The following is a 17425-nucleotide window of genomic DNA, read 5'->3' on the forward strand; positions in this document are numbered from 1 at the left end:
CACTGTCCACAAGGGAGTCGACGCTCCCTTCCCCTGACCGAAGGAGACCCGCGTGACCGCGTCCCCCAGCACCGCGATCCCGCCCGCCAGCACCGAACGGCCGCCCCGCACCGGCCGGATCCTCCTGTTCAGCGTCGCCGCCGGCATCCTGCTGGCGGTGCTCTGGTCGTACGAGTTCGTCGACTCCGTCATCGGCGACAACGTCGCCAACACCCTGCTCGGCCACGACGCCAAGGGCACCGCCATCGGGGGTACCTTCGCGGGCCTGCTCTTCGCGTTCGTCTCCGGCCTCGCCGGCACCTTCACCGCCTGCAACATCGCGATGGCCGCCGCCGTGGGGCCGATGAGTCAGGTGAGCGCCGCCGACCGGACCGCCGGGGTCCGTACCCTGCTGCGCCCGGTCGGTTTCCTCACCCTCGGCATGGTGACCGTGTCGGCCGTCTACGGCTTCGTCGGCGTCCTGCTCGGCGACCGGCTGCCGCAGCTGTCCACCGAGAAGGTCGGCGCGGTCCCCGTGCGGATCATCCAGTCCGAGGTCGTGTTCGTCGTGATCGGCCTGGCGCTGGTCTACCTGGGCCTGGCCGCGCTGCGGGTGCTCCCGGACCCGTTCCGCGACCGGCCCGTCGCCCGGGTCGTCACGCTCGGCGCGCTGATCGGCGGCTTCCTGATCGGCCGGCCGTACCCGCTGTTCAACAAGCTCTTCCACTGGGCCGCCGACACCGGCAACCCCCTCTACGGCGCGGCGGCCTTCGTCCTGCAGTCGCTCGGCAACATCGCGATCGTCGTGGCGATCTTCGCGCTGCTCGTGGTCGCCAGCCGGGGCGGGTTCCTCCGCTGGCTGGCCGCGAGCCCGCGCCGCACCATGGTGGTCACCGCGTCGCTGCTGATCGCGCTGGGCGTGTTCACCGTCGTGTACTGGGGCGTGCGGGTGCCGGCGATCTTCGGGTTCGGGTGGTTCCCGACGATGCCGTACAACAGCTAGGCGACCGCCCCGCCCACCGTCGCGGTGGGCGGGGCGGCCCGGTCAGACCGCTTCCCCGGGTACCGGCGTCGCCTCGTACACGTAGCCCCGCTCGATGATCCGGTGCCCGGCCTGCAGGTACCGGTCCGAGTCGTCGATGTACAGGGTGCCGAGCCCGTCGACGTACCGGTTGTACATGCAGAACGCCGCCGCGATCAGGACCGTGTCGTGGATCTCGATGTCCGTCGCGCCCTCCGACCGGGCAGCCTCCACCAGCGCCGTCGTCACCTTCCGCCCCGACTCCTGCACCGCGCCGGCGATCCGCAGCAGCGCCCGCATCTTCCCGGTCACCTTCGCGGAGTCCAGGTCGGCGCGCACCTGGTCGACCAGCGGCATGCCCTCGGGCAGCTGGACCGCCGCGAACGCCGAGTGCGACGCGCAACAGAACCGGCACTCGTTGAGCCCGGACACGTAGGCGGCGATCAGCTCCCGCTCGCCCGGGGTCATGGAATGCGGGCCGCGCAGCAGCGCCTCCGCGAGATCGTTGAGGGGCCGGGCCGTCTCCGGCCGGAACCGCATCGGACCGTTGATTCCGGGGAACTGGGTCTCGTCGAGGCCGAGATCGATGTGCGCCATGCGGTCACGCTCCACAGTAGATGGACGGCAGGGGCACATTTTCCCGGATCCGGTGCTGCCGGCGCCACCTCCGCGGCCGGCGGCCCGCTCCGGGCGGCGTGTCGGGTCGGGCCGACGTCCGCCGGGGGTGACCGCTGTCGGGAACGACGCCGCGCGCCGCCCGCTCGACGACGGTGGTGTCAGCCCGGGGTGACCCGGACGACGAGGTCCGCGCGGGCCCGGGTCGCGGCGACCACGGCCGCGTTGCGCCCGTCGCTGCCGTGCGCCCAGTCCCGGGCCGCCGCCCGGCTCTTCCCGAACGCGACGTGCCGGCCCACCAGCCGGTCGAGGCGGACCTCCTCGTCGACGTCGAGGTACCAGACCTCGTCGAGCAGACCCCGGACCGCCGACCAGGGGCCCTCGTCCACCAGCAGGTAGTTGCCCTCGGTGACCACCAGGGGAGTGCCCGGCCGCACCGGGATCGAACCGGCCACCGGCTCCTCGAGCGTCCGGTCGAACGCCGGGGCGTACACGACGTCCCCGGAATCGGCGCGCACCCGGCCGAGCAGCGCGACGAACCCCGCGCCGTCGAACGTGTCCGGGGCGCCCTTGCGGTCCCGGCGGCCCAGCCGGGCCAGCTCGACGTCGGCCAGGTGGAAGCCGTCCATCGGCACGAGCACGGCCCCGGGCACGGCCTCCCCCGGGTCCGGGTGCGGTGCCAGTGCCGCGACCAGGGCTTCGGCGAGCGTGGACTTGCCGGCACCCGGCGGTCCGGTGACGCCGAGCAGTCGACGCCCGCCGGTCGCGGCCAGGCGGCGGGCCCGGTCGACCAGTTCCCCGACGGTGGCGTGCGTCGTCTCGGTCATCGCACCACCGTAACGGCGCGGGCCGTCCGACCCTGTCACCTAGCAACCTAGGACGCGATTCGCGGCGTGCCGCGTGCCACCCCACGACGCCGCCGCGCCGGACCCCCGGCCCGGCCGCGTCCCGTCCGGCCCGCTCCGATACCTTGTGACCTCGATGAACCGTTTGCTGACCCCGCCCGGCGAGCTCGACCTCGTCCGCTTCCCGGTCGACCCGCGCGCGGACCTGCGCGCCTGGGACGCCGCCGACGAGTACGCGCTGCGGGAGCTCGGCGGGGTGGACCTGTCCGGGGCCGTGGTGGTGCTGGGGGACCGGTGGGGCGCGCTGACCACGGCGCTGGCCGCGTACCGGCCGACCCTGGTCACCGACTCGCACCTCGCCATGGAGGCGACCCGGGAGAACCTGCGCCGGGCCGGGGCGAATCCGGACGACGTGCGCCTGCTGACCACCCGGGACGTGCCGCCGGACGTGATCGACGTGCTGGTGGTGCGGGTACCCAGGAGTCTGGCCCTGCTGGAGGACCAGCTGCACCGGCTCGCGCCCGCCACGCACGCCGGCACGGTCGTCGTCGGCACGGGCATGGTCAAGGAGATCCACACCTCGACGCTGGAGCTGTTCGAGCGGATCCTCGGGCCGACCCGCACGTCCCTGGCCGAGCGCAAGGCGCGGCTGATCCACTGCGTGCCGGATCCCGCCCTGGTCCGGCCGGCCAACCCGTGGCCCCGGACCCACGCGCTGCCCGCCGACGTGGGCGCCGTCTCGGGGCTGACGGTGACGAACCACGCGGGGGTGTTCTCGGCGGAGCGGCTCGACATCGGGACCCGGTTCCTCCTCCAGCACCTGCCGGTGCGGTCCGGCCCGGAGCACGTCGTGGACCTGGGCTGCGGCAACGGGGTCGTCGGGCTGGCCGCCGCGCTCGGCAACCCGGCGGCGGAGGTGACGTTCGTCGACGAGTCCTTCCAGGCGGTGGCGTCGGCGGAGGCCACCGTGCGGGCCAACGCACCCCAGGCCAATACCCGTTTTCTGGTACGCGACGGGCTCGCCGGCCAGCCGCCCGCCAGTGTCGACCTGGTCCTGAACAACCCGCCGTTCCACGTGCACCAGGCCACCGGCGACGCGACCGCGTGGCGGATGTTCACCGCGGCACGCGCGGCCCTGCGCCCCGGGGGAGAGCTGTGGGTGGTGGGCAACCGGCACCTCGGGTACCACGTGAAGCTCCGCAAGCTCTTCGGCCGGTGTGACCTGGTCGCCAGCAACCCGAAGTTCGTGATCCTGCGCGCCGTTCGTACGGATGTACTAAGATAGCGGCGTGACCTCGTACTCCTTCCAGCCCTCGATCCTCGACCTGGCCCCCGGGGGCCCCGGGCTCGGCGAGCTCGCGGCCGTCCGGCGGCACCCGCTGACCCTGGGCGCGTGGGTGGACCACCTGCCCGGCTGGGCGCGCGGCTCCGACGAGGTCCTGACCACCCTGCTGCACGACGTCGCCTGGCGGGAGGAACGCCGGACGATGTACGACCGCGAGGTCGACGTCCCCCGCCTGCAACGCTGGTTCGGCGGCGACGAGCCCCTGCCGCACCCGCTGCTCACCGGGGCCCGCGACGCCCTGTCCGAGCACTACGCCCCCGAGCTCGGCGAACCGTTCGTCTCCGCCGGCATGTGCCTGTACCGGACGGGCAACGACTCCGTCGCCTGGCACGGCGACCTCAACGGCCGGGCGTCGACCAGCGACACCATGGTCGCGATCGTGTCGTTCGGCTCGCCGCGCGCGCTGCTGCTCCGGCCGCGCGGCGGCGGGGAGAGCGTCCGGTTCGCGCTCGGGCACGGCGACCTGGTCGTGATGGGCGGCTCGTGCCAGCGGACCTGGGAGCACGCGGTGCCGAAGACGAACCGGCCGGTCGGGCCGCGGGTGAGTGTCCAGTTCCGCACGGCCGGGGTGTCCTGACCCGCGGATCGGCCAGCCGGTCAGGCCACCCCGCGTGGCTCGGCCGTGCCCGAGGGGACGCGCGTGGCCCGGGAGCGCCCGGGCGGTCGTACCCGTCGGAAGTTTTTCGGGGTTTCGGTGAACCGTCGCGGGACGCGGTGCGTAGTGCCGGGGGAGAGGCCCCTCGTCGATCGGAGCGGACAATGACAACCCTGGACACGACCCCGGCGCTGTGCCGGCGCGCGGTGCTGGTCGGGGCGGGTGCGGTCGGCGCGACAGCCGTGCTCGCGGCCTGCGGGGGCACGGCCTCCGACGCGCCGACCGACCCGAAGCCGAGCACGTCGGCGAACGCCCAGCCGGGTGGTTCGGCCGCGCCGACGTCGGCGGCCCCCGACGCGGGCGTGCTGGCCAAGGTCGCGGACGTGCCGGTCGGCGGCGGCAAGCTCGTCGGTTCGGTGCTGCTGGTCCAGCCCCAGGCCGGCGTCGTGAAGGCGTTCAACGCGCGGTGCACCCACCAGGGCACCATCGTGGACGCCCCCGAGCAGGGCGTGATCACCTGCCCGAACCACGGTTCGCAGTTCAAGGCGGAGGACGGGTCGCTGGTGAAGGGGCCGGCCGCGCGGGGACTGTCCGCGATCGCGGTGAAGGTGGTCGGGGGCGACGTCGTCAGGGCCTGAGCGGGCGGTTCCTGGGCCGGTAGCCGTCGGCGGCCAGGCCCAGGACGAACGCCCGGGCCCGCTCGGCCGTCCAGCCGTACTCGGCGTGCTTCACCCGGATGTGCACGTACGGCAGGGTGACGGTGTTGAACAGCACCACCGCGTACGGCCACGGCTCCTCGACCGGTGCGAGGCTGCCGTCGGCCATCCCGTCCTCCAGGATCCGGACGATCGGGGCCAGCAGGTCGACCTGTTCGCCCTCGTCGACCACCTCCGCGTCGTGCAGGAACATCTCGGAGTGCGCGAGCAGGGCGAGGTGCCGGTCGCACACGGCGCACAGGGCGTCCAGCGCGGCGGCCAGCCGGTCGGCCCCGGTGCCCGGCATGGTCAGCGCGGGCCACAGCAGGGTGCGGTAGTCGTCGGCGAGCTGCCGGCGCAGTTCGCGTTCCACGGTGGTGCGGGTGATGCCGTGCCGCCACACCGTGGCCCGGGAGACGCCGGCGGCCTCCGCGATCCGGTCCAGGTTGAGCGCCTCCCAGCCGTGCTTCTCCAGCAGCGTGACCGCCACGTCGAACAGCGCCCGGTTCATCGGTGCGACTCCCTTGTTGAAACAGCTCGTCCCATGCTGCGATAAACGCCGTCGCGCACATTCTGTGGAGGAAGTCATGACGGACACAAGCGGGGACGGCTGCTGGTTCTGCGCGGACGACCGGGGCACGGACGCTCCGCCCGGCGGCTGGCTGTACGAGGACGCGCACTGGCGGGCGGGGCACGCGCCGGCGCAGTTCGGCCCGGCCGGGCTCGTGGTGCTCGAGTCCCGCCGGCACGTGCTCGACGTGTCCGAGCTGGACGCGGCCGAGGCGGCCGGCTACGGGGCGGTGCTGGGCCTGCTGACCGGGGTGGTGAAGGAGGTCGTCGGGGCGGAGCGGGTGTACACGTGGGCGTCGGCGGCGTTCACCCCGCATCTGCACGTGTGGGTGCTGCCGTGGCGGCCGGACCAGCCGGTGGGGCCGGCGTTCCTGGCCCGGACGCACAAGTTCGCGTGCACGGCGGCCGAGGCGGAGCGGACCGCGCTCGCGTTGCGCGCCGCCCTGGCCGGCCGGCCCGCCTGACGATGGCACGACGGACCTGGTCCTGGTCCCGGGGGCGGGTCCCGGCGCTCCTCGCCGTGCTGGTCGCGGCCCTGCTCGTCCTCCACGGGGCCGTGCCCAACCGGATCGGCCGCCTGGGCAGCCTGCTGGAGACGTACCTCCCGTGGCTGGGTCTGGCCGTCGTCGCGCTGCTGGTCGTGGCGGTGGTGCGCCGGTCCGGCGGCGCCCTGGCCGCGCTGACCCTGCCCGTCACCGCCTGGCTCGCCCTCTTCGGCGGCGACCTGCTGCCCGACGGCTCCCGGGCGCACGATCTCACGGCGGTCCAGCACAACGTCGACGACGAGAACCCCGATCCGACGGGTACTGCGGGAGCCCTGCTCGCCGCCCGTGCCGACCTCGTCGCGCTGGAGGAACTGGTGCCCCCGGCCCTGTCGGCCTACGCGGCGGTCCTGGACCCGGCGTACCCGCACCGCGCGCTGGTCGGCACCGTCGGCCTGTGGTCGAGGTACCCGCTGACGGACGTGCGGCCGGTGGACATCCGGCCGGCCGGCCTCGGGGCGGACTGGAACCGCGGCCTGCGGGCGACCGCCGCCACCCCGAAGGGCGACCTCGCCGTGTACGTGGCCCACCTGCCCTCCGTCCGCCTCGGCGCCGACGGTCTGCGGTCCGCCCGGCGCGACGAGAGCGCGGCCCTGCTGGGCGCGGCGCTCGCGGCCGAACCGGTGCGCCGGGTGGTCCTGCTCGGCGACCTGAACAGCACAGTGCACGACCGGGGGCTCGCGCCGGTCAGCTCGCGGATGGGCGCGCCGGGTCCGGCGTTCCCGTTCAGCTGGCCGGCGGCGCTGCCGGTGGCCCGGATCGACCACATCCTGACCCGGACGGCGACCGTCACGTCCCTGTGGTCCCTACCGGCGACCACCAGCGACCACGTTCCGGTCGCGGCGCACATCAGGCTCTGACCCGAAGGCGCTCAGCGCGGCGGGTCGAGGTCCGTGGCCAGGGCGCGCAGGGCCTCGCGCACCGCCCAGTCCCGGAGCGCCTCGCGGCCCGTCGCCGTCCCGCGCAGCGCGACCGCCCGGTCGCCGGTCGGCCCGGAGACGCCCACGAACAGGGTGCCGACCAGGTGTCCGTCCTGTTCGGCAGGGCCGGCGACCCCGGTGGTGGACAGCCCGTAGTCGGCGCCGAACCGCTGCCGGGCGGCCACGGCCATCGCCACGGCCGTCGGGTGGCTGACCGGGCCGTGCGCGGCGAGCAGTCCGCCGTCCACGCCGAGGACGTGCTCCTTGGCCTCGGTGGCGTACGCGACGACGCCGCCCCGGTAGAACCGTGACGCCCCGGGGACGGACGTGATCCGGCCGCCGAGCAGGCCGCCGGTGAGCGACTCGGCGGTGGCGAGGGTGAGCCCGCGCGCGGTCAGCAGCGCGGCGACGACGTCCTGGGGATCCACGGTCCCACCTTAGAGCGCCCGGGGAACGAGGCCCGGGACCCTGGCCGACGGATCTCCTGGGCCGGGCCGCCGGCGGGCGGAACACGGCCCGCGGGCGGCCCGGGGCCGGGTCTGGCGCCTAGGGCACGTCCGGGAGGCGGGCCGGGAGGCTGGTCAGCGGGGGGAGCGGGCAGTGCAGGAGGGCACAGATGGTCCGGAGGAGTTCGATCTCCGTCACCTGGGCCACCGCGTCCTCGCTGATCACGGCGACGGCGGCCCGGACCAGGGTCTCCTTGGCCCCGGGGTCGAGCCGGTCGAGCACCGCCCACCCGTCCTCCAGGTCCAGGACCCCGGCGGTCAGTTCCGGCCGGGTGGCGGGGGCGTCGGGGAGAGCGAGGGCGATGCCGGCGCGGTACGCCCGGTCGGCCGCCGCGCCGGACTGCCCGGAGAGGGCCAGCACCGCGAGGAGTACGGACACCTCGTGCCGGGCGCGGGTCAGCGGGAGCTGGGTCGTCCACCGGGGCTTCGGGTGCAGGGCCTCGTAGAGGTGGCGGTGCAGCATGCGCGACAGGCAGTACTCGAAGGGGCTGGTTCTCCCGTCTGCGTTGACCAGGGTGTACACCGCGCCGAGCACCGCGTTCTGGTCCTCGGTGGTCCGGTGCCGCAGCGCGGGGAACGCCAGCTCGGCCAGGGGCAGCCGGAGCACCGCCGGCAGGCCGGTCAGCTCCTCGCCCTCGGCCCACGCGGCGTCGGCGAGGGCCCGGCCGTACCGGGTGACGAGGTCGGCGTGCTGGCGGGCGCGTACCCCCGGATCGGCGGACAGCAGCAGCCCCAGCACCAGCGGCACGACCCGGTCGACGCTGCGGGCCCGGGCCGCGAAGGGTTCCGGGATCCGGGACAGGAACGCCTCGGCGTGCCGGTAGGAGTTCGCGTCGGGCGAGGCGACCCGGGCCACGACCACGTCCCCGGCGGTGGCCCCCGCCTCGCGCACCGGTCCCGGGGCGGCGTGCCCCGTCAGTCCCATCGTCAGGTCCTCGCGCATCCCGTCCGGCGGCGACTGCGCCCACCCCTCGGCCAGCGCCGCCAGCTGCGCCGGATCGAACGACGGGTCCAGCGCCCGGATCCGCTCGGCCAGCGGCGGGTGGGTCGCGAACCACGACGCCCGGCTCTTCGACCCGGTGCCGAACAGCATGTGCCCGACCTCCTCGGCCTTCGGCGCGCCGAGCCGGGACCCGGCGGGCAGTCCGCCGATCTTCTTCAGCGCGCCGGCGATGCCGCTGGTCTGGCGGGTGAACTGCACGGCGGCGGCGTCGGCCAGGTACTCGCGCTGCCGGGACACCGACGCCTTGATCAGCCGGCCGGCGAGTACCCCGACGTAGCCGGCCACGACGAGGGCGATCCCGATCAGGGGCAGCGGGTTGCCGCCGGACTTCTCGTCCCGGGACCGGCCGAACGCGCCGGCCCGCAGCATCGTCTCCCCGGCCAGGGCGAGGAACATGATGCCGAACAGCAGCCCGATCAGGCGGATGTTGAGCCGCATGTCCCCGTTGACGACGTGGCTGAACTCGTGGGCGATGACGCCTTGGAGCTCGTCGCGGTTGAGGGTCTCCAGCGCGCCGCGGGTGACGGCGACGGCGGCGTCCGAGGTGGACCAGCCGGCGGCGAAGGCGTTGATCGCGGACTCGTTCTGGAGCACGTACACCTCGGGCACGGCGACCCCGGACGCGATGGCGATCTCCTCGACGACGTTGCGGAGCCGGCGCAGCCGCGGGTCGGTGGTGTCGTGGGGGACGTAGTCGCCGCCGAGTTCGCGGGCCACCTTGCCGCCGCCCCCGCGCAGGGTGGCCATCCGGTACAGCGTGGCCAGCCCGATCCCGGCGGCCGTGACCACGGTGCTGACCACGACCAGGCCCGTGATCTGCGACAGCGGCTGGTCGAACGCGCCCATCGCGAGCACGACGGCGAGGTCCACGACGACGACGATGGCGACGACGGCGAGTGCGAACAGCAGCACCAGCCGGACGGACATCCGGCGCAGGTGCCGCTGGCGCTCGAAGAAGTTCATGCTCTAGAACTGGACCTTGGGCGCTTCGCGCTCGCCCGGCTCGTCGACCTCGAACAGCGCGGCCGGGGCGAAGTTGAACATGCCGGCGAGCACGCTGGAGGGGAAGACCTCGCGCTTGTTGTTGTAGGCCATCACGGCGTCGTTGTAGGCCTGCCGGGCGAAGGCGACCCGGTTCTCGGTGGAGGCGAGTTCCTCGGACAGCTGCATCATGTTCTGGTTGGCCTTGAGGTCCGGGTAGGCCTCCGCCAGCGCGAACAGCCTGCCGAGGGTCTGGCTGAGGATGTTCTCCTGCCCGGCGAGTTCGGCCATCGCGGCCGGGTCGCCGGGGTTGGCGGCGGCCCGGGTCTGCGCGCTCACCGCCCCGGAGCGGGCCGCGATCACCGCCTCCAGGGTCTCGCGTTCGTGTTTCATGTAGCCCTTGGCGACCTCGACCAGGTTGGGTATCAGGTCGTGGCGGCGCTTGAGTTGGACGTCGATCTGCGCGAACGCGTTCTTGTAGGCATTGCGCGCCCGGACCAGGCCGTTGTAGACGCCCACGGCGTAGCCGACGACGACGAGGACGACGACGACCAGGCAGATGACAGTGATGAGCAGCCCCATGCCCTCATGATGCATCCCATATGGGACCTTTTATCGAGTTTCCGACACAGTGACGACCATCATTGTGTACCGGGCCGCGTCCGTGTTGGCTCCCCGCATGCTCCTCCGTCGGGTCCTCGCCACCCTCGCGCTCCCGCTGCTCCTCGCCGCGTGCACCGGCACCCCGAAGCCGGCTCCGGTCGCGGCGCCGTCCCCCACTCCGACGATGTCCGCGTGCGACGACATCGCCGCCGCGTACACCCGGTGGGGCATCGGACTGCCGGCGGACGCGGCGGCCGTGAAGGCCCTGGCCGCCCCGGCGGTGCGGACCCTCGCCTCGGGCGGCAAGGGGCTCGCGGGCACGGTCCGGACGCACGGTGCCGAGGGGCCGGTGAAGGCCCTCGCCGACGCGGTGGACGAGTACAACAAGAAGGTGTCGGCCCTGAGCGCGGACACGGCCCTCGCGGGGAGCGTGGGCGACGCGAACGCGAACGACCTGGTCACGGCGCTGGGTGGGGTGCGCGCGGCCTACACGGCGTACCGGACGGCGGCCTGCTAGGACCCGGTGGCGCCGGGGTGACCCGCCCGCCGGTGCGGGTCTGTCAGGGGGCCTGCCGGCCCGCGACCGCCGCGTCCACCGCCGACGCCGACAGCACCCGGCTGAGCACCTGCACCGTGCACCCGACCAGCCCGGCCCGCTCGTCGAGCAGGCTCGGCACGATCTCCAGCCGCCGGGTCGCGTACGCCGCCGCGCGCTGGTAGACCGTCTCGCGCACCCCGGCCACGAGCGGCTCGTACGCCCGGGCCAGGTCGCCGCCGAGGACCACGACGGCCGGGTTGAGGATGTTCACGGCCGCCGCGAGGACCTCGCCGAGCCGGCGACCCGCGTCCCGGACCGCGTGCACGACCCGGGGGTTGCCGTCGCCGACCATGGAGACCAGGTCCGCGACGGTGCGCACGGGCAACCCGTCGTCGGCGAGCCGCCGCACGAGGGTCGAGCCGCCGGCCACCGCCTCCAGACAGTCCGTGTTGCCGCACCGGCAGGGCACGCCGCCGCCGTTCTCGACCCGGATGTGGCCCAGTTCGCCGGCCGCGCCGATCGCGCCGCGTTGCAGGACGCCGCCGGCCACCACGCCCGCGCCGATCCCGGCGGACACCTTCACGGCGAGCAGGTCGGTGATGCCGTCGGCGCGCCGGGCCCAGTGCTCGCCGACGGCCATCGCGTTCACGTCGTTGTCGACCACGACGGGAACGGAGAACGCGGCCACGAACGGCGCGGCCAGGTCCACGTCGTCCCAGCCCGCGAACGTCGGCGGGGTACCGGTCCGCCCCGTCGCCACGTTCACCGGCGCCGGGACGGCCAGGCCCACGCCGCGCACGTCCCCGGGGGCGCGCCCCAGTTCGGCGAGCATCCGCCGCCACCGGTCCAGCAGCCAGTCGAAGACCGCGTCGGGGCCCTTCGTCGCGTCCAGTGGGCCGGAGTCCTCGGCGCAGGGGTCGCCGGCCAGGTCGTACACCCCGAACTGGGTGCGGGTGACGCCCACGGCGGCGGCCAGGACGACCCCGGCGGCGGCGTTGAAGGACAGCCGGACGGGCGGTCGGCCCCCGGTGGACGGGCCGACCGTGGTCTCGACGAGCAGGCCCCGGGTGAGCAGTTCGGTGACCCGGGCGGTGACGGCGGTGCGGGACAGCCCGGTGAGCCGGCCGATGTCGCCGCGGGTGTCGGCGTCGCCGGCGAGGACGAGGCGCAGGACGTCTCCCGCGCTCGCGGGGGCGGGGGCGATCGGAGACCGGGCCATGAGACGAGAGTTAACCATTCGGACTTGCGTACGTCAAAGTGTCGATACTGCGGAGGCTTCTGCATTTCACGATACGAAACTACGCTTGCATTGAGACCGAACTTCTGCCTAGGGTTGCTTGAACCTGCTTGGGAAAGGCTCCTTTCATGCATCAGAGCGCACCGGTCGCCGCCTGTGACTTCGTGGTCTTCGGCGGCACGGGGGACCTCGCGTTCCGCAAGCTGCTGCCCGCCCTCTACCTGCGCGACCGCGACGGCCAGCTGACCCCCGACACCCGGATCGTCTCGGTGTCCCGCGCGGGGCTGTCCGACGAGGACTACCGGGACAAGGTGCACGCCGAGGTGCGCGCCTTCCTGCCGCCCGGCACGTTCGACGCCGACGCCTGGGCCGCGTTCCGCGAGCGCCTGCACCACCGCGAGCTCGACGTCACCAACCTCGACGCGTACCAGGTGCTCACCGATGTCCTGGCCGGCGCCGACGACAAGGTGCGGGCCTTCTACCTGTCCTGCGCGCCGAAGCTGTTCGGCCCGGTCAGCCGCAACCTCGCCGAGGCCGGCCTGATCACGGAGAAGTCCCGGGTCGTGCTGGAGAAGCCGATCGGCACGGACCTGGCCAGCGCCCGTCGGATCAACGACGAGGTCGGCGCGGTGTTCGCCGAGCACCAGATCTACCGGATCGACCACTACCTGGGCAAGGAGACCGTCCAGAACCTCCTGGTCCTGCGGTTCGCCAACATGCTCTTCGAGCCGCTGTGGCGGTCGGGCTCCATCGACCACGTGCAGATCACCGTCGCCGAGGACCTGGGCGTCGGCGGCCGGGGCGGCTACTACGACGACGCCGGCGCGCTGCGGGACATGGTGCAGAACCACCTGCTCCAGCTCCTGTGCCTGGTCGCGATGGAGCCGCCCGCGAGCGTGGACGCCGACGCGGTCCGCGACGAGAAGCTCAAGGTGCTCCAGGCCCTGCGGCACACCGCGCCGGGCGACGTGGTGCGCGGGCAGTACCGGTCCGGGGCGGTCGACGGCGCGGCCGTGGCCGGCTACACCGAGGAGCTGGGCGCCCCCAGTACCACGGAGACGTTCGTCGCCCTGCGGGTCGGCATCGACAACTGGCGCTGGGCGGGCGTGCCGTTCTACCTGCGCACCGGCAAGCGGCTCGACCGGCGCAGCTCCGAGATCGTGGTCCAGTTCCGCCCCGTCCCGCACTCCATCTTCGGCGCGGACGGCCCGCCGCTGTCCCCGAACCGGCTGGTCCTGCGGCTGCAGCCCGACGAGGGCGTCCGGCTGCACCTGATGACCAAGGAGCCCGGCCCGGGCGGGTACCGGACCCACGACGCCAGCCTCAACCTGCAGTTCTCCGAACGGTTCAAGACCCGCACCCCCGACGCGTACGAGCGCCTGCTGATGGACATCGTGCGCGGCAACCCGACCCTGTTCATGCGCCGCGACGAGGTCGAGGCCGCGTGGACGTGGACGGAGCCGATCCTGGCCGCCTGGGCCGCCGACGCAGTCGGCCCGAAGCCCTACGCCGCCGGTTCTTCCGGCCCCGCCGCCGCGATCGCCCTCATCGAGAGGGACGGCCGCACCTGGCACGAGGAGGAATCCACGTGAACCCCGTCCTGGACGCCGTGACCCGCCGCATCATCGCTCGGTCGGCCACGAAGAGAGCCAACTACCTGAGCCGGATCCGGGCCGCCGCCCTCACCGGCCCCGCCCGGGGCGACCTGGGCTGCGCCAACCTCGCGCACGGCTTCGCGGCCTGCGGACCCGAGGACAAGCTGGTCCTGCGCAGCACCCCGCGCGCCAACATCGGCATCGTCACCGCGTACAACGACATGTTGTCGGCGCACCAGCCGTACGAGTCCTACCCGCCCCGGCTCAAGGCCGCGCTGCGGACCGTCGGGGCCACCGGGCAGGTCGCCGGGGCCGTGCCGGCGATGTGCGACGGGGTGACCCAGGGCCGGGCCGGCATGCAGCTGTCCCTGTTCAGCCGGGACGTGATCGCGATGGCCACGGCCGTGGCGCTGTCGCACGACATGTTCGACGGCGCGCTGTACCTGGGCGTGTGCGACAAGATCGTGCCCGGCCTCGTGATCGGCGCGCTGAGCTTCGGGCACCTGCCGGCCGTGTTCGTGCCGGCCGGCCCCATGGTCTCGGGCCTGCCGAACAAGGCCAAGGCGCGGATCCGGCAGCAGTACGCCGAGGGGCTGGTCGGCCGGGAGGAGCTCCTGGAGGCCGAGGCGCAGTCGTACCACTCCGCCGGCACCTGCACGTTCTACGGCACGGCGAACTCCAACCAGCTCGTCATGGAGGTCATGGGCCTGCACCTGCCGGGGTCGAGCTTCGTCAACCCGGGCACCCCGCTGCGGGACGCGCTCACCGACGAGGCCGCGCGCCGGGTGGTGTCGCTGACGGCGCTGGGGGAGAACTACACCCCGATCGGTGAGGTCGTCGACGAGAAGGCGGTCGTCAACGGGGTCGTCGCGCTGCTGGCCACCGGCGGCTCGACCAACCACACGATGCACCTGGTCGCGATGGCCGCCGCCGCCGGGATCGAGCTGACCTGGGACGACATGGCCGACCTGTCGGCGGTCGTGCCGCTGCTCAGCCGGATGTACCCCAACGGCGCGGCGGACGTGAACCACTTCCACGCGGCCGGCGGCATCGGCCTGCTGATCCGCGAACTCCTGTCGGCCGGCCTGCTGCACCGCGACGTGCGCACGGTCGCCGGCGACGGCCTGGACAACTACCTGGCCGAGCCGTTCCTCGCCGAGGACACGCTGGTCTGGCGGGACGGGGTCGCCGAGTCCGGCGACAAGGACGTGCTGCGCGGCGTCGGGGACCCGTTCGCGCCTGACGGCGGGATGCGGATGCTCGCCGGCAACCTCGGCCGGGCCGTGATGAAGGTGTCCGCCGTGAAGGCCGAGCACCGGATCGTCGAGGCCCCCGCGCGGATCTTCGACGACCAGGCGGACTTCCTCGCCGCGTTCGACCGGGGCGAGTTCACCGCCGACGCCGTGATCGTGGTCCGCTACCAGGGCCCGAAGGCCAACGGCATGCCCGAGCTGCACAAACTCACCCCGCCGGTGGCCGTGCTCCTCGACCGGGGCCTCAAGGTCGCCCTCGTCACCGACGGCCGGATGTCCGGCGCCTCGGGCAAGGTGCCGGCCGCGATCCACGTGACCCCGGAGGCGGCCGACGGCGGGGCGCTGGCCCTGCTCCGCGACGGCGACCTGGTCCGGCTCGACGCCGACGCCGGGACCGTCGAGGTGCTGGCCGACCTCACCGGCCGTGCCCCGGAGGGTTCCCCCAAGGAGACCGACGCGTGGGGTACCGGCCGGGAGCTGTTCGCCGGCTTCCGTGCCCTGGTCGGGCCCGCCGACCGGGGTGCCACGATCTTCTGAGCGCGCCGGGGCCGCCACGCGATGGTCGGCCCCGTCGCCAGGGAGCCGCTCGCCGGCCCGCGCGCCGGAGCCACGACGCTCGCTCCCCGGCCTAGCCTGACCACCGAACACACCGAGCCCGACAGGGGAACCATGACCTCGATTCTCGACCTCGCGCCCGTCATCCCGGTCGTGGTCATCCACGACGCCGCGCACGCCGTGCCGCTCGCCCGGGCCCTCGTCGCCGGGGGCCTGCCGGCCATCGAGATCACCCTGCGCACGCCGGCCGCCCTGGACGCGGTACGCGCCATCGCGGCAGAGGTGCCGGAGGCGTTCATCGGCGTCGGCACCGTCACCACGCCCGCGCACGTCGCCGCGTCGGTGGCCGCCGGGGCGAGGTTCCTGGTCAGCCCCGGGGCCACCCCGGACCTGCACGCGGCGCTGGCCGACTCCGGGCTGCCGTACCTGCCCGGGGTCGCCACCGTGTCCGAGGTCCTCGCGGCCGTCGAGCGCGGGCTGACCGAGCTGAAGTTCTTCCCGGCGGAGGCGGCCGGCGGGGCGCCGTACCTCAAGGCGCTGTCCGGGCCGCTGCCCGACGTGCGGTTCTGCCCGACCGGCGGCATCACGGTCGACTCGGCGGCCGGGTACCTGGCGCTGCCGAACGTGGGCTGTGTGGGCGGCTCGTGGCTGACCCCGGCGGACCTGCTGGCGGCCGGCGACTGGGACGCGGTGCGCGACCTCGCGGCGGGGGCGGCCAAGCTGCGGCCCTGACCTGAACGGGACGGCCGGGCCGCGGCCCTGATCCGGGCGGGTCGGCCCTGATCCGGGCTGGGCGGCCAGGATCCGGTGCCGGCAGGGCGATTTCCGGGCCAGCCGTCACGGGACCGCGCGGGCCGTGTGCGGGACGCGACCGGTGACGGCACCACAGTCCACAAAAGACTGTGAGACTGTCGTGAGACTCACGGATGCCGTTGGGTGGATAGGTTCCGTAGTCAGGAATCCCCACTTCGACGGAGGACACATGACCCGTTCCCTGCCCCGCGCCCGCCGGCTCCTCGCCGCGGCCGCCGTCTCCGCCCTCGCGACCGCCGGCCTCGTGGGCCTCGCCGCCCCGGCGCAGGCGGCTTCCTGCAACGGTCCCAAGTACTACCAGATCCACCAGTCGGGCGGCCAGGTCGTCGCCGAGGCCGACCAGATCTGCTGGGGCGAGGTCATCAGCGCGTACGCCTCCGTGCAGCGGCTGAACCCGGGCACCAGCACCTGGACGATCGTCGCCAGCGGCTGGGGCGAGGCGACCTACACCTGCGCCGGCACGGCCACCAACACCTACCGGGTCGGCGGCACGAGTGCCGGTGCGGGCTGGTACCCCTTCACCGCGGCCTGCGGCTGAGCCCTCCCGCCCGACCTCGACTGACGCACCCGGCGTCGCGGGCACGGCCACCGCGCAGCGGCCGTGCCCCCGACCGCCCGGTATCGCACGGCAGCGGGCTCCGGCCACCCCACACGGCAGTGGCCGGAGCCCGTTCCCCCGATGTACCCGTCAGCAGTGGGTGTAGGAACCCCCGCCGGACAGGTACGTGTCCTTGATCCACCCGGTGAGCCAGGTGCGCTCGTCGGTGACGTACGTCCACGTCGAGCCGTCGGCGGCCGCCGCGTAACAGCGGTAGTGCAGGGTGTCCTGCGGTTCCGCGCCGCCGCGCCGGTCGCAGTTCGAGCCTGGGCCGCTGCGGACGTTCGCGTGGCCGTAGGCGTGCCCGTAGGTGCCCCCGTCGGTTCCGGGGTCCCAGCCGCAGAACCCGGCGCCGGTGAACGGCTTCTCGTCGTTGGCCGACGCGGGGAGGGCGATGCCGACGATCCCGACCACCGCGATCCCGGCGACGGCCAATCCGTTCCTGAGCTTCGTGTTCATCTCGGTCTCCTTCGTGGCTCCCGGATCCGCACCCTGCGTCCCGGCCTCGACACCCACCGTCACCCCGAGCCTTACCGCGTGTCCAAGACAGGCATGCATGCGGAACGGTTATGGATCGCGCCCCGGGGCCGGTCGGTCCCGCACGGAGGATCGGCCG

General features: G+C 73.9%; 19 protein-coding genes. 11 read left to right on the plus strand and 8 right to left on the minus strand.

Annotated elements, in window-relative coordinates:
* Positions 1-52 precede the first annotated feature (52 nt).
* Positions 53-982: a hypothetical protein gene (locus PT931_RS33390; protein WP_456249702.1), complete on the plus strand. Its 930-nt coding sequence runs from the start codon at positions 53-55 to the stop codon at positions 980-982.
* 42 nt (positions 983-1024) lie between these two features.
* Here PT931_RS33390 and PT931_RS33395 read toward each other — a convergent pair whose 3' ends face one another.
* Positions 1025-1597 (minus strand): carboxymuconolactone decarboxylase family protein, encoded by a 573-nt coding sequence (locus PT931_RS33395; RefSeq protein WP_456249703.1) that lies wholly within the window; start codon positions 1595-1597, stop codon positions 1025-1027.
* A 179-nt stretch (positions 1598-1776) separates the two neighbouring features.
* Positions 1777-2442: a nucleoside/nucleotide kinase family protein gene (locus tag PT931_RS33400; RefSeq protein WP_456249704.1), complete on the minus strand. Its 666-nt coding sequence runs from the start codon at positions 2440-2442 to the stop codon at positions 1777-1779.
* Between the two features lie 154 nt (positions 2443-2596).
* Here PT931_RS33400 and PT931_RS33405 point away from each other — a divergent pair, with 154 nt between their 5' ends.
* The 3 genes from PT931_RS33405 (at position 2597) to PT931_RS33415 (ending at position 5038) form a co-directional block, all read left to right on the plus strand.
* Positions 2597-3745 carry a methyltransferase gene (locus tag PT931_RS33405; RefSeq protein WP_456249705.1) on the plus strand — a complete coding sequence of 383 codons (1149 nt, stop codon included), beginning with the start codon at positions 2597-2599 and terminating at the stop codon, positions 3743-3745.
* A 4-nt stretch (positions 3746-3749) separates the two neighbouring features.
* The gene (locus PT931_RS33410) at positions 3750-4382 is read left to right on the plus strand and encodes an alpha-ketoglutarate-dependent dioxygenase AlkB (RefSeq protein ID WP_456249706.1); all 633 of its coding nucleotides are present in this window, start codon (positions 3750-3752) and stop codon (positions 4380-4382) included.
* 182 nt (positions 4383-4564) lie between these two features.
* Positions 4565-5038, plus strand: a complete 474-nt coding sequence (locus tag PT931_RS33415; RefSeq protein WP_456249707.1) for a Rieske 2Fe-2S domain-containing protein — start codon at positions 4565-4567, stop codon at positions 5036-5038.
* Here the strand turns inward: PT931_RS33415 and PT931_RS33420 are convergent.
* A complete protein-coding gene (locus tag PT931_RS33420) occupies positions 5028-5606 on the minus strand; it encodes a helix-turn-helix domain-containing protein (RefSeq protein ID WP_456249708.1) in 579 nt (192 codons plus the stop codon). The genes PT931_RS33415 and PT931_RS33420 overlap by 11 nt on opposite strands.
* Before the next feature lie 76 nt (positions 5607-5682).
* Between PT931_RS33420 and PT931_RS33425 the strand changes: the two genes are divergently transcribed.
* Together PT931_RS33425 and PT931_RS33430 are read left to right on the plus strand one after the other, a co-directional pair.
* Positions 5683-6129, plus strand: coding sequence for an HIT family protein (locus PT931_RS33425; RefSeq protein ID WP_456249709.1), 447 nt, complete (start codon positions 5683-5685; stop codon positions 6127-6129).
* A gap of 2 nt (positions 6130-6131) precedes the next feature.
* On the plus strand, positions 6132-7067 hold the full coding sequence (locus PT931_RS33430) for an endonuclease/exonuclease/phosphatase family protein (protein WP_456249710.1): 936 nt from the start codon (positions 6132-6134) through the stop codon (positions 7065-7067).
* 11 nt (positions 7068-7078) lie between these two features.
* Here PT931_RS33430 and PT931_RS33435 read toward each other — a convergent pair whose 3' ends face one another.
* The 3 genes from PT931_RS33435 to PT931_RS33445 all read right to left on the minus strand — a co-directional run bounded on the left by PT931_RS33435 (position 7079) and on the right by PT931_RS33445 (position 10199).
* Positions 7079-7555 (minus strand): CinA family protein, encoded by a 477-nt coding sequence (locus PT931_RS33435; protein ID WP_456249711.1) that lies wholly within the window; start codon positions 7553-7555, stop codon positions 7079-7081.
* Between the two features lie 118 nt (positions 7556-7673).
* Positions 7674-9599, minus strand: coding sequence for a M48 family metallopeptidase (locus tag PT931_RS33440; protein ID WP_456249712.1), 1926 nt, complete (start codon positions 9597-9599; stop codon positions 7674-7676).
* Positions 9600-9602: 3 nt separating this feature from the next.
* Positions 9603-10199: a LemA family protein gene (locus tag PT931_RS33445; RefSeq protein WP_456249713.1), complete on the minus strand. Its 597-nt coding sequence runs from the start codon at positions 10197-10199 to the stop codon at positions 9603-9605.
* Between the two features lie 49 nt (positions 10200-10248).
* Between PT931_RS33445 and PT931_RS33450 the strand changes: the two genes are divergently transcribed.
* On the plus strand, positions 10249-10737 hold the full coding sequence (locus tag PT931_RS33450) for a hypothetical protein (protein WP_456249714.1): 489 nt from the start codon (positions 10249-10251) through the stop codon (positions 10735-10737).
* A gap of 43 nt (positions 10738-10780) precedes the next feature.
* Here the strand turns inward: PT931_RS33450 and PT931_RS33455 are convergent, their stop codons facing one another.
* Positions 10781-11977, minus strand: a complete 1197-nt coding sequence (locus PT931_RS33455) for an ROK family transcriptional regulator (protein ID WP_456249715.1) — start codon at positions 11975-11977, stop codon at positions 10781-10783.
* Positions 11978-12123: 146 nt separating this feature from the next.
* Here PT931_RS33455 and zwf point away from each other — a divergent pair, with 146 nt between their 5' ends.
* From zwf to PT931_RS33475, 4 genes are all read left to right on the plus strand, one after another.
* The gene (gene zwf, locus PT931_RS33460) at positions 12124-13587 is read left to right on the plus strand and encodes a glucose-6-phosphate dehydrogenase (protein ID WP_456249716.1); all 1464 of its coding nucleotides are present in this window, start codon (positions 12124-12126) and stop codon (positions 13585-13587) included.
* On the plus strand, positions 13584-15380 hold the full coding sequence (edd, locus tag PT931_RS33465) for a phosphogluconate dehydratase (protein WP_456249717.1): 1797 nt from the start codon (positions 13584-13586) through the stop codon (positions 15378-15380). Before zwf ends, edd begins: the two co-directional genes overlap by 4 nt.
* A gap of 132 nt (positions 15381-15512) precedes the next feature.
* Positions 15513-16130 (plus strand): bifunctional 4-hydroxy-2-oxoglutarate aldolase/2-dehydro-3-deoxy-phosphogluconate aldolase, encoded by a 618-nt coding sequence (locus PT931_RS33470; RefSeq protein ID WP_456249718.1) that lies wholly within the window; start codon positions 15513-15515, stop codon positions 16128-16130.
* 250 nt (positions 16131-16380) lie between these two features.
* Complete coding sequence (locus PT931_RS33475) at positions 16381-16749, plus strand: hypothetical protein (RefSeq protein ID WP_456249719.1); 369 nt, start codon at positions 16381-16383, stop codon at positions 16747-16749.
* A gap of 150 nt (positions 16750-16899) precedes the next feature.
* Here PT931_RS33475 and PT931_RS33480 read toward each other — a convergent pair whose 3' ends face one another.
* Entirely contained in the window at positions 16900-17268 is a 369-nt protein-coding gene (locus PT931_RS33480) for a hypothetical protein (protein WP_456249720.1), read from the minus strand.
* Positions 17269-17425: the final 157 nt, after the last annotated feature.

The sequence above is a fragment of the Longispora urticae genome (assembly GCF_053902585.1).

What these genes read in the sequence shown, in the direction of transcription:
- PT931_RS33395 (WP_456249703.1), bottom strand. Translation starts at nt 1,597, where the DNA reads ATGGCGCACATCGATCTCGGCCTCGACGAGACCCAGTTCCCCGGAATC.
- PT931_RS33400 (WP_456249704.1), bottom strand. Translation starts at nt 2,442, where the DNA reads ATGACCGAGACGACGCACGCCACCGTCGGGGAACTGGTCGACCGGGCC.
- PT931_RS33405 (WP_456249705.1), top strand. Translation starts at nt 2,597, where the DNA reads ATGAACCGTTTGCTGACCCCGCCCGGCGAGCTCGACCTCGTCCGCTTC.
- PT931_RS33415 (WP_456249707.1), top strand. Translation starts at nt 4,565, where the DNA reads ATGACAACCCTGGACACGACCCCGGCGCTGTGCCGGCGCGCGGTGCTG.
- PT931_RS33420 (WP_456249708.1), bottom strand. Translation starts at nt 5,606, where the DNA reads ATGAACCGGGCGCTGTTCGACGTGGCGGTCACGCTGCTGGAGAAGCAC.
- PT931_RS33425 (WP_456249709.1), top strand. Translation starts at nt 5,683, where the DNA reads ATGACGGACACAAGCGGGGACGGCTGCTGGTTCTGCGCGGACGACCGG.
- PT931_RS33430 (WP_456249710.1), top strand. Translation starts at nt 6,132, where the DNA reads ATGGCACGACGGACCTGGTCCTGGTCCCGGGGGCGGGTCCCGGCGCTC.
- PT931_RS33440 (WP_456249712.1), bottom strand. Translation starts at nt 9,599, where the DNA reads ATGAACTTCTTCGAGCGCCAGCGGCACCTGCGCCGGATGTCCGTCCGG.
- PT931_RS33445 (WP_456249713.1), bottom strand. Translation starts at nt 10,199, where the DNA reads ATGGGGCTGCTCATCACTGTCATCTGCCTGGTCGTCGTCGTCCTCGTC.
- PT931_RS33455 (WP_456249715.1), bottom strand. Translation starts at nt 11,977, where the DNA reads ATGGCCCGGTCTCCGATCGCCCCCGCCCCCGCGAGCGCGGGAGACGTC.
- zwf (WP_456249716.1), top strand. Translation starts at nt 12,124, where the DNA reads ATGCATCAGAGCGCACCGGTCGCCGCCTGTGACTTCGTGGTCTTCGGC.
- PT931_RS33470 (WP_456249718.1), top strand. Translation starts at nt 15,513, where the DNA reads ATGACCTCGATTCTCGACCTCGCGCCCGTCATCCCGGTCGTGGTCATC.
- PT931_RS33475 (WP_456249719.1), top strand. Translation starts at nt 16,381, where the DNA reads ATGACCCGTTCCCTGCCCCGCGCCCGCCGGCTCCTCGCCGCGGCCGCC.
- PT931_RS33480 (WP_456249720.1), bottom strand. Translation starts at nt 17,268, where the DNA reads ATGAACACGAAGCTCAGGAACGGATTGGCCGTCGCCGGGATCGCGGTG.